This window comes from Streptomyces sp. NPDC059002 (assembly GCF_042740435.1).
GTDB lineage: Bacteria > Actinomycetota > Actinomycetes > Streptomycetales > Streptomycetaceae > Streptomyces.
This window is the reverse complement of sequence record NZ_JBHYJI010000041.1, coordinates 1-9,891: the sequence shown is the minus strand read 5'-3', so window position 1 is coordinate 9,891 and position 9,891 is coordinate 1. Positions and strand designations below refer to the sequence as shown.

Below are 9,891 nucleotides of genomic sequence, written 5' to 3'. Positions count from 1 at the left end.
AAGCATCCGGCGGAGGCGGCACCGGCGAACCCGCAGGCGGCGGAAGCGGAGGCGGCGTAGCCGAACCAGCAGGCGGCAGCGGCGCGTTCGGCGCGGCAGGGCCACCCGGTGCACCCGGTGCACCCGGCGTCGAGCCGTCCAGCGCCGGTGCGAGCGCCGTCTTCGGGAGCTGGCTGCCGCCCCGCATCAGGGCGGTCTTGGCCTCCGGCGCCACGCTCGGCGGCGACGCGTTCTCGTCGTCCGCGACGACCAGCGGCGGCGCGAACACCGTCGCGGGCGCGGGCACCGAAAGGTCCTCGCCCCCTTCGGCGTTGGTGTCCGTACCGGCCCACGGGGTGGCCCCGGCAGGCGCACCCGCCGCCGCGGGCGCGGCGGGCCACGGCGTACCGGCGTCCGGCGCGGCGGGCCCCGGCTCCGCGACGGGGCCGGGCTCCGCCGACGCGTCCTCGGGCGGCGCGGAGTCCGCCGCACCGGACCGCCGGTCGGGAATGCCGAGCTTGTCCGCCGCCTCCTGGAGCCACTCCGGGGGGCTCAGGAGGAACGACGTCTGGTTCAGGTCGACCCGTTCCGGCGGCGCCGGGGTCGTGTCTTCCGGTGCCGCGTCCGGCAGTCCGTACTCCTCCTCGTACCGGCGGATCACCTCACCCACGGGAAGGCCGGGCCAGAGCGTGGCCTCGCCGCTGTCCCGCGCGATGACGAGCCGCTGGCTGCCGCCGTCGGACACCGGACCGTTCTCCCGGTCCTCGGCCCAGACGACGAATCCCAGGTCGAACTCCCTGACCCGCACCTCACGGTGCTGATAGCCGGGCACATCGCCGTTGATCCATTCCTCGGCGCGCTCCTGCGCCTGCGCGAAGGTCACCATCGCCAAGTCACTCCCCCACCGGGACGGCGCGCGCGAAGCCGCCGTCCACCATCAGGTTCGCCACGGTCTCCAGCTCGGGCGGATTGCCCGCGAGCCGGGACAGGAACGCGTCGAAGTCGTCGCCGCACGGCAGCAGCAGCCGCCGCACCCGCTCCGGCGGCGCCCACGCGTCCTGGTCGCGTGCGTCGTCGTACGCGCAGAACCACACGGAACCGACCCGGTCGCCCTTGACCTGCACGGCGAGAAGGCCGCCCTGCGCGAAGCCGACTCCCAGGTAATCCTTTGTGAGGTGGTCGCGCAGACACTTGTTGACGTACACCAGATCGTTGACCGCGGCCTCGTCCCTGACCGTGAAGAACGGCTGGTCGAGCAGGAGTCCGAGCTCCGCGTCGAGCGCCGTGCCGACCGGCGCGCAGCCGCCCGCCGCCTTCAGGAAGGAACGGTAGGCGCCGGGCAGCCGGTAGCCGAGATCCTCCTCGACGCCCTGGATCTGCTGCTCGGTCACCGCGACCGAGGCCTTCGGCAGGCCGAAGTGCGCGGGGCGCGTCTCCTGGAGCGGGCGCGTGCCCCTCTTCTCCTGGTCGACGGCCGTCGTCGCGAGCCCGCCGTGGTGGCGCAGGAGCGCCTTCACCTCGACGGGGACCAGTTCCAGGCGGCGGCTGTTCGGCACGTGGTGCCAGGTCCAGCCGTGCGGGGTCGCCACCGCGGGGATCGTGTCCCACAGATCGTGTCCCGACGCGGCGAGCGCGGCGTTCGCCGACACGTAGTCCGTCAGGCGCAGCTCGTCGACGCCGAAGCCCTCCGGGGGTTCGGCGATCTCGGCGGCGGCCCGCGCGTAGAACGAGAAGTCCGGGTAGCCGTGCTCGTCCACCCGCACCCCCCTGGGATGGCGTGCGGCCCGGACCGGGTCCGGGAAGTGCACGACCTGCCCGGCGTAGGCCGCGTTCGGCGGCGCGGCCTGCTGCCCCAGCCGACCTGTCGTCATGGCGGTTGCCCCCTGCGGCACTGTGGATGGTTCTGCCTTCATGGCCCTGCGGATGTCGACAGCCTATGCGTAAGAACGACACCGGTCACCGGGCCTCCGGTTCCATGACCAGCAGCCACCGGACGGTCACCGTGCGGCGAAACCGAACGGAAAGCCAGGCGTGTCGCAGTGCCCCAGCTTCCGCACCACCCGCCCCATTTGGCAGGCTGTCCCCGCGACGCGGGGGCGTGGCAGACGCGGTGACGACCGCGAGCAGGGGGAGGCGACCAGCACCATGCACACGGCACAGAGCGGCATGTCCGGCCACATGTCGGCGACGGCGACGGGCGGCGGCACCGCCGCGGCACCGGAACACCCTCGTACCGGCGATCCCGGCAGCGGCGGCCACGGCGATCCGCGCACCGCGCCCGACCCCCGCGCGGGCGGCGACCCCCGCGTCGGCTGGAGCAGCAGCGCCGCCCACACACCCGTCCTGCGCCAGCGCCGCGACGGCATCCTGCCGACGGTCGCCGCCGCCCTCTCCGTACGCGGCCAGACCACCCTCACCTGCACCGCGGGCCGCGGCGAGGAACCTCCCGCGCTGCACCCGCTCGTCCAGGACTTCCTCGACGCCCTCACCAGCGGCCAGCGCGAACGCTTCACCGGCCGCTGCGCCGAGGCCATCCTCATCTCCCGCCACCTCACGGCGGCCGACGCGAGCCGCTCCAAACGGGCCGCGCGCAAACCCATGACCAACGGCGAGGCCCGCAAGGCCCTCAAGCACGCCAAGCTCACCACCCGCCGCATCCGCGAGGACGGCGACCCGCTGCACGGCGGCTTCGCCCGGCCGTGCCGCTCCTGCACCGCCCTCACCTCGCACTTCGGAGTACGCGTGGTGGACCCGACGGCGAACGACGCCTGACCGTCCCCCGGACACCAGCCGGACCGACGCCCCACCGTCCATCCGAACCGTCCATCCGACCGAACGAGGGCCACCCCATGCACGCCGACCACACCGCCACGACGGCCGCCCCGGCCAACGGCGGCAGCACCCGCTTCCCCGTCCCCGTCGACGCCGCCCTGCGCGCGGCCGGCTGGCGCCCGGGGCGCTGGGACATCAAGCAGGCCGAGATCTGGGCGGACGTCCTGCGCCGCCACACCTCACCCGCGGGACACCGGCACGCCGTCTTCCCCGCGGCCGTCGAGGCCTGGGCCGAGTTCGGCGGACTGCACATCACCCCGCAGGGTCCGGGGCGCCAGATAGCCCCGGCCACCGTGCACCTCGACCCCATGTACGGGCTCCATCTGGCCCGCACGTTCGGCGACCTGGGCCGCGCCCTCGACTCCGAGGTGTGCCCCATCGGCGAGGAGACGGAGACGCAGGCGCTGCTCGCCATCGACACCGAGGGCCGGGTCTACAGCCTCGACCACAGCGGCGACTGGTTCCTCGGCCCGCACATCGACCACGCCCTGGCCACCCTCGTCACGGGCGCCCAGCCGATCCGCCTGACGGCGAGCTGAGACCGCGCCCCTTACGGGGCGCCCACCACGGCCCCGGCCGGAAGGACCGCCGACACCCGGAACCCGCCCCCGTCCGTCGGCCCGGACACGAAGACGCCGCCCAGGGCCATGACCCGCTCCTTCATGCCCACCAGGCCGTTGCCCCCGCTGGGCAGCCTGGCGTCGGACGCGCCGTCCGGCTCCGGCGGCGGCTCGTTCTCCACCTGCATGGCGATCTCGGAGCTGCGGTGCGCGAGGCGGACGTACGTCTTCGCGCCCGCCGCGTGCTTGTGCACGTTGGTCAGCGCCTCCTGCACGACGCGGTACGCGGTCTGCTCGACGTCGGCGGCATAGTCGCGCGCCTCGCCCTCCACCGACAGATCGACCGCCATGCCCGCGGCGCGCGACTGCCCCACCAGCTCGTCCAGCTCGGCGAGGGAGGGGCCGTCCTCGTCCACCGCGCGGGACGCCGCGGCCGCTGCGGCGTGCCCCACGGCGGCCAGCGGCACCGGCTCGGCGGGCTTCGCGCCCTTCGTGCCGTCGCTCGTGCGCAGCACCCCGAGCATCTCGCGCAGTTCCGTCAGCGCCTGGCGGCCCATGTCGCCGACGAGGGCGGCGTTCTTGACGGCCTTCTCCGGGTCCTTGCGGGCGACCGCCTGGACCGCCGCCGCGTGCACGACCATCAGGCTCACCCGGTGCGCGACCACGTCGTGCATCTCGCGGGCGATCCGGGTCCGCTCCTCGTTCCGTGCCCATTCGGCGCGCTCCTCGGCGCGCTCCGCGAGCAGCTGGAGCTCCCGCTCCAGGCTGTCGGCACGCTCCCGCATGCCCTCCATGAGGCGGCGCCGCGCGCCCACGTAGAGACCGAGCAGGACCGGCGGCGCGGTCACCCCGACCGCCGCGGTCACCGCGAAGAACGGCACGAACTCGCTGCCGATGGCGGGCGGATTGCCGCCGTTCGCCATGTCCTGGCTGGTGCGTACGAGGGCCACGATCAGCGTCCCGACCATCGACATCCCGGCGAGCGCGCCGATGATGCGGCGCGGCAGCTCGGACGCGGCCAGGGTGTAGAGCCCGACGACGGTCAGCAGGACGCCCATCTGGGCGGGCGTGATGGCGATCGATATGAGGACGACGGCGATGGGCCAGCGCCGCCGGAACAGCAGCGCGGCACCCGCGAGCACTCCGAACCCGACCCCCACCGCCGTGGGCAGTCCGGCGTCCCGCGCGAACTCGACGCCCTCGGCGCCGCACTCCGCCGCCGACACCACCGCGAGCGCCGCGTCCAGCAAGGCGCTGCGCCACCGCCCCCACCACCACGGCCCGGTCATGGCCGTGGTGCGGTCGTCCCCCGTCGTGGTCATGTCTTCCAGCGTACGGGCGTTCCGCCCCGGTTTTCCGGTGAGTTTCCGGCTCGGTGATCCAGCACACGCCCTGTTCGAGGAGAAGCGAAACCCACCGTTTTCCCTCGAACTGTTGAAACGCTCATGTTTTCGAGCCGGACGTCCATATTCCGGATGTCGGTCACCACATGACGGAGATCACCCGGACCGGATCCGCCGGGCGCCCGCCCCGGTCCGCGAAGAAGGCGGCACGAAGGAGCCGGCGCGAAGGAGGTGATCGGTACCGTCGCATCGAAGGCATCCGGTGCGGCATAGTGTTGGGTGCCCGGCCGAGAGCCCGACGCAATGTCCGGTTCAGGCCGTTTCCATCCCCTGTGGTGTAATTGGCAGCACTGTGGCTTTTGGTGCCATATGTCCGGGTTCGAGTCCTGGCGGGGGAGCTGTACCTCTCGGGTCCTGGTCCACGCGGTCGGGACCCGCCCCCATTTCCGCGCCCCTACGCCCCGGTATCCTGCGGATGTCCTCCCCAAGAGGAACCCCCCAGCCATCCGAAGCCGAAGGGCACCCCCGTGAGCGCCAACCTTCCCCAAGCAGTCGGCTCCGCTCCTGCAGGGGAGACTCCACTGGCAGCCGTCGTCGTCCTCGCAGCGGGTGAGGGCACCCGGATGAAGTCGGACCTCCCCAAGGTCCTGCACGAGATCTGCGGCCGTTCCCTCATCGGTCATGTGCTTGAGGCCGCGAACGCGCTCTCGCCCGAGCAGCTCGTCACCGTCGTCGGCTTCCAGAGCGAACAGGTCAAGGAGCACCTCGGCGCCATCGCGCCGCAGGTCCGCACCGCCTACCAGCGCGAGCAGAACGGCACCGGGCACGCCGTCCGCATCGGCCTCGACGAGCTCGGCGGCTCCGTCGACGGCACCGTCATCGTGGTCTGCGGCGACACCCCGCTGCTGACCGGCGCGACGCTGCAGAAGCTCGCCGCCACCCACGACGGCGACGGCAACGCCGTGACCGTGCTGACCGCCGAGGTGCCGGACGCGACCGGCTACGGCCGCATCGTGCGCGACAGCGCGAACGGCGCCGTCACCGCGATCGTCGAGCACAAGGACGCCACCGAGTCGCAGCGCGCGATCCGCGAGATCAACTCCGGGGTCTTCGCCTTCGACGGGCAGCTCCTCGCGGACGCCCTCGGCAAGGTGCGCAAGGACAACAGCCAGGGCGAGGAGTACCTGACGGACGTCCTGGGGATCCTGCGCGAGGCCGGACACCGCGTCGGCGCCGCCACCGCGGACGACCACGAGGAGATCGCGGGCATCAACAACCGCGTCCAACTGGCCGAGGCGCGGCGGACGTTGAACGACCGTCTGCTGACCGGCGCGATGCTCGCCGGGGTCACCGTCGTCGACCCCGCCTCCACCTGGATCGACGCCACCGTCACCTACGAGCGGGACGCGACCGTGCACCCGGGCACCCAGCTCCAGGGCGCCACGCACCTGGCCAGCGGCGCCGAGGTCGGCCCCAACTGCCGCCTGAAGGACACCAGGGTGGGCGCGGGGGCCCGGGTCGACAACACCGTCGCGGACCGCGCCGAGGTCGGGGACCAGGCGAGCGTCGGCCCGTTCGCGTATCTGCGGCCCGGCACCAGGCTTGGCGTGAAGGCCAAGGCGGGTACGTATGTGGAGATGAAGAACGCGACGATCGGCGACGGCTCCAAGGTGCCGCACCTGTCGTACGTGGGCGACGCGACGATCGGCGAGTACTCCAACATCGGTGCCGCGAGCGTCTTCGTGAACTACGACGGCGAGGCGAAGCACCACACGACGATCGGGTCGCACTGCCGGACCGGTTCGGACAACATGTTTGTGGCTCCTGTCACGGTCGGGGACGGTGCCTACACCGCCGCCGGGTCCGTGATCACGAAGGATGTGCCGGCCGGTTCACTGGCCGTCGCCCGGGGCCAGCAAAGGAATATCGAGGGCTGGGTGGCCCGCAAGCGTCCGGGGAGCGCGGCCGCGAAGGCGGCGGAGGCGGCGTCCCGGGAGACGGACAGCGCAAGCTGACCGGAAACAGGTGCGTCTGACACGGCGTACCGTGATAGATGCACACATCGGCCGACTCGACGCACCGGGACGCGTGAGTACGGCAGCGGGACGAACTCTCTGAGGAGACAGTGCTGTGACCGGGATCAAGACGACCGGCGAGAAGAAGTTGATGCTCTTCTCCGGCCGCGCCCACCCCGAGTTGGCCGAGGAGGTCGCACACAAGCTGGGTGTCGGCATCGTGCCGACGAAGGCCTTCGATTTCGCCAACGGCGAGATCTACGTCCGCTACCAGGAGTCGGCGCGCGGTGCCGACTGCTTCCTGATCCAGAGCCACACGGCTCCGATCAACAAGTGGATCATGGAGCAGCTCATCATGATCGACGCGCTGAAGCGCGCGTCGGCCCGCTCCATCACCGTCATCGTGCCGTTCTACGGTTACGCGCGGCAGGACAAGAAGCACCGCGGACGTGAACCGATCTCGGCCCGTCTGGTCGCCGACCTGATGAAGACCGCGGGCGCGGACCGCATCCTCACGGTCGACCTCCACACGGACCAGATCCAGGGCTTCTTCGACGGCCCGGTCGACCACCTCTTCGCCCTGCCGGTCCTCGCGGACTACGTGGGCGCGAAGGTCGACCGCTCGAAGCTGACCGTGGTCTCCCCCGACGCCGGCCGCGTGCGCGTCGCCGACCGCTGGTGCGACCGCCTCGGCGCCCCGCTGGCGATCGTCCACAAGCGCCGCGACAAGGACGTCGCCAACCAGGTCACCGTCCACGAGGTCGTCGGTGACGTGAAGGGCCGCGTCTGCGTCCTGGTCGACGACATGATCGACACCGGTGGCACGATCTGCGCCGCCGCCGACGCCCTCTTCGCGCACGGTGCCGAGGACGTCATCGTGACGGCCACGCACGGCGTGCTCTCCGGCCCGGCCGCGGACCGTCTGAAGAACTCCAAGGTCAGCGAGTTCGTCTTCACGGACACGCTGCCCGACCCGAGCGCCCTCGAACTGGACAAGATCACGGTGCTCTCCATCGCGCCGACGATCGCCAACGCGGTGCGCGAGGTCTTCGAGGACGGTTCGGTGACGAGCCTCTTCGAGGAGCAGTAGGACCACCGGGACCGCAGGGTTCCTGAAGATCCTTTTGGGTGCGGCCTCCCCGCCGAGTAGACTGTCGAAGTTGCTCGGCGAGGGAGGCCGCACTTTTCTGTGCGGCGGTCCGTTATCGACGCGCTCTTCGTAGCAGGCCAGTAAGTCGTATGGCCGGGTGACCCCCCATTCGATACGTCTGACCTACGAGGAGTAGTCATGGCTGAGATCAAGCTCGCCGCCGAGGCCCGCACCGAGTTCGGCAAGGGCGCCGCCCGCCGCATCCGCCGCGAGAACAAGGTCCCCGCGGTCGTCTACGGCCACGGCAACGCGCCGGCCCACATCATCCTTCCCGGCCACGAGCTGAACCTGGCCCTGCGCCAGTCGAACGTGCTCATCGCCATCGACGTCGAGGGCAAGCCCGAGCTCGTCATCCCGAAGGCCGTCCAGCGCGACGCCATCAAGGGCTTCCTCGAGCACGTCGACCTGCTCCTCGTGAAGCGCGGCGAGAAGGTCAACGTCGAGGTCCCCGTCCACACCGAGGGCGAGCTGGCCCCGGGCGGCAACCTGCTCGAGCACGTCCTGAACGCGCTGCCGGTCGAGGCCGAGGCCACCCACATCCCGGAGTCGGTCACCGTCTCCATCGCCGGTCTCGAGGCCGGTGCCACCGTCCTCGCCAAGGACATCACCCTGCCGTCCGGCACCACGCTGGCCGTCGAGGACGACACCGTCGTCCTGCAGGTCCTGGCCGCGCAGGCCGAGGAGGCCCCGGCCGAGGGCGACGCCGAGGGCGACGCGGCCGCCGAGGCCTGATCCTCGCGACGCACATCGGCACGGCAGCCGCCGCTCCCACCGGGGGCGGCGGCTGCCGCGTATGAAGGAGACATGCACGTGACGACCGACGCCAACGCCCCCTGGCTGATCGCCTGCCTCGGCAACCCCGGGCCCGAGTACGCCATGAACCGGCACAACGTGGGCTTCATGGTGGCCGACCTGCTCGCCCACCGCATGGGCGGCAAGTTCAAGCGGGCAGGGAAGGCACAGGCGCAGGTGGTCGAGGGCCGCATCGGTGCGCCCGGGCCCTCGAACCGCCGGGTGATCCTGGTGAAGCCCATGTCGTACATGAACGTCTCGGGCGGTCCCGTGACGGCCCTGCGCGACTTCTACAAGGTGCCCACCGAGCACATCGTCGCGGTCCACGACGAACTGGACATCGACTACGGCACGCTGCGCCTGAAGCTCGGCGGCGGCGACAACGGCCACAACGGCCTGAAGTCCATGACGAAGGCGATGGGCCCCGACTACCACCGGGTGCGCTTCGGCATCGGCCGCCCGCCCGGCCGGATGCAGGTCGCCGACTTCGTCCTCAAGGACTTCTCCTCGACCGAGCGCAAGGAACTCGACTATTTCGTCGACCGTGCGGCCGACGCGGTCGAGGCGCTGGTCATCGAGGGTCTTGAGCGCGCCCAGAGTACGTACAACTCCTGAGTCGCGCCCTGGGGTTCGCCCCGAGATCCTGCCCGGGGTCCGTTGTGCCCGCTGTTGACTGAGCGGAGTCAAGTGGCCAAGGATCCCGGCCATGAATCTGCTCCTCCAGGGGCGCCGCACCGCCATGGGCGGCCTCGCCGCCCTGCTGGTCGCCGCCGGCGTCTGGGCGTCCTGGGACACGGCGAGGCTGGCCGGGGGCTCCGAGCGGGGGGTGATGACAGTGACGCGGTGCGACTCCGACGAGTGCGTCGGTTCGTACGTCTCGTCTTCCTCGTCCGGTGCCCGGCGGCAGGTGCCTGTCGTCATCGACCGTTCCATCGCCGAGAAGAAGGGCGAGCGGATTCCTGTCGCCCTGAAGCCGGGCACGCGTGAGGCGGTCCGTACGGGTGGGCCCGGATTCCTCCACGCCTGGCTGCCGTTGGGCGGCGCCCTGCTGCTGGCTTCCGTGGTGGTCGCGGGCGGGCTGCGCCTGCGGCGCGTGGCGTGGGGGCTCGCCCTGGCGGGCGGCGCCCTCCTGACGGCTTCTTTCGTGACGCTGGCTTTCTAAGTGCGGCTACGTCGTGGTTGCTCGCGCAGTTCCCCGCGCCCCTTATAAGGGGCGCGGG

At 71.6% G+C, this 9,891-nt stretch carries 9 protein-coding genes, 1 tRNA gene and 1 pseudogene; 8 read left to right on the top strand and 3 right to left on the bottom strand.

Annotated elements, in window-relative coordinates; translation table 11 throughout:
• Together ACFWZ2_RS29705 and ACFWZ2_RS29700 are read right to left on the bottom strand one after the other, a co-directional pair.
• Window positions 1-865, bottom strand: a pseudogene (locus tag ACFWZ2_RS29705) (hypothetical protein); the annotation flags it as partial.
• Window positions 866-872: 7 nt separating this feature from the next.
• Window positions 873-1,850, bottom strand: a complete 978-nt coding sequence (locus ACFWZ2_RS29700) for an SMI1/KNR4 family protein (protein WP_384550835.1) — start codon at window positions 1,848-1,850, stop codon at window positions 873-875.
• Window positions 1,851-2,157: 307 nt separating this feature from the next.
• Here ACFWZ2_RS29700 and ACFWZ2_RS29695 point away from each other — a divergent pair, with 307 nt between their 5' ends.
• Together ACFWZ2_RS29695 and ACFWZ2_RS29690 are read left to right on the top strand one after the other, a co-directional pair.
• Entirely contained in the window at window positions 2,158-2,751 is a 594-nt protein-coding gene (locus ACFWZ2_RS29695) for a YwqJ-related putative deaminase (RefSeq protein ID WP_384550945.1), read from the top strand.
• A gap of 77 nt (window positions 2,752-2,828) precedes the next feature.
• Window positions 2,829-3,350 carry an SUKH-3 domain-containing protein gene (locus tag ACFWZ2_RS29690; RefSeq protein WP_384550833.1) on the top strand — a complete coding sequence of 174 codons (522 nt, stop codon included), beginning with the start codon at window positions 2,829-2,831 and terminating at the stop codon, window positions 3,348-3,350.
• A gap of 11 nt (window positions 3,351-3,361) precedes the next feature.
• On the opposite strand, the gene ACFWZ2_RS29685 is transcribed toward ACFWZ2_RS29690, so the two are convergent.
• Entirely contained in the window at window positions 3,362-4,693 is a 1,332-nt protein-coding gene (locus ACFWZ2_RS29685; RefSeq protein ID WP_384550831.1) for a sensor histidine kinase, read from the bottom strand.
• 347 nt (window positions 4,694-5,040) lie between these two features.
• Here ACFWZ2_RS29685 and ACFWZ2_RS29680 point away from each other — a divergent pair.
• The 6 genes from ACFWZ2_RS29680 to ACFWZ2_RS29655 all read left to right on the top strand — a co-directional run bounded on the left by ACFWZ2_RS29680 (window position 5,041) and on the right by ACFWZ2_RS29655 (window position 9,833).
• Window positions 5,041-5,112 (top strand) — tRNA-Gln (locus tag ACFWZ2_RS29680).
• Between the two features lie 183 nt (window positions 5,113-5,295).
• Window positions 5,296-6,729, top strand: coding sequence for a bifunctional UDP-N-acetylglucosamine diphosphorylase/glucosamine-1-phosphate N-acetyltransferase GlmU (gene glmU / locus ACFWZ2_RS29675; RefSeq protein ID WP_384550943.1), 1,434 nt, complete (start codon window positions 5,296-5,298; stop codon window positions 6,727-6,729).
• Between the two features lie 115 nt (window positions 6,730-6,844).
• On the top strand, window positions 6,845-7,819 hold the full coding sequence (locus ACFWZ2_RS29670) for a ribose-phosphate diphosphokinase (RefSeq protein WP_384550829.1): 975 nt from the start codon (window positions 6,845-6,847) through the stop codon (window positions 7,817-7,819).
• Window positions 7,820-8,017: 198 nt separating this feature from the next.
• The gene (locus ACFWZ2_RS29665; protein ID WP_384550827.1) at window positions 8,018-8,611 is read left to right on the top strand and encodes a 50S ribosomal protein L25/general stress protein Ctc; all 594 of its coding nucleotides are present in this window, start codon (window positions 8,018-8,020) and stop codon (window positions 8,609-8,611) included.
• Window positions 8,612-8,683: 72 nt separating this feature from the next.
• Window positions 8,684-9,286, top strand: coding sequence for an aminoacyl-tRNA hydrolase (gene pth / locus ACFWZ2_RS29660; protein WP_384550825.1), 603 nt, complete (start codon window positions 8,684-8,686; stop codon window positions 9,284-9,286).
• 91 nt (window positions 9,287-9,377) lie between these two features.
• Window positions 9,378-9,833, top strand: a complete 456-nt coding sequence (locus ACFWZ2_RS29655; RefSeq protein ID WP_384550823.1) for a hypothetical protein — start codon at window positions 9,378-9,380, stop codon at window positions 9,831-9,833.
• The last annotated feature ends 58 nt before the right edge of the window (window positions 9,834-9,891 follow it).

Bases quoted from the DNA above. Each gene is read 5' to 3' on its own strand.
- ACFWZ2_RS29700 (WP_384550835.1), bottom strand. From the start codon at position 1,850: ATGACGACAGGTCGGCTGGGGCAGCAGGCCGCGCCGCCGAACGCGGCC.
- ACFWZ2_RS29695 (WP_384550945.1), top strand. From the start codon at position 2,158: ATGTCGGCGACGGCGACGGGCGGCGGCACCGCCGCGGCACCGGAACAC.
- ACFWZ2_RS29690 (WP_384550833.1), top strand. From the start codon at position 2,829: ATGCACGCCGACCACACCGCCACGACGGCCGCCCCGGCCAACGGCGGC.
- ACFWZ2_RS29685 (WP_384550831.1), bottom strand. From the start codon at position 4,693: ATGACCACGACGGGGGACGACCGCACCACGGCCATGACCGGGCCGTGG.
- ACFWZ2_RS29665 (WP_384550827.1), top strand. From the start codon at position 8,018: ATGGCTGAGATCAAGCTCGCCGCCGAGGCCCGCACCGAGTTCGGCAAG.
- pth (WP_384550825.1), top strand. From the start codon at position 8,684: ATGCACGTGACGACCGACGCCAACGCCCCCTGGCTGATCGCCTGCCTC.
- ACFWZ2_RS29655 (WP_384550823.1), top strand. From the start codon at position 9,378: ATGAATCTGCTCCTCCAGGGGCGCCGCACCGCCATGGGCGGCCTCGCC.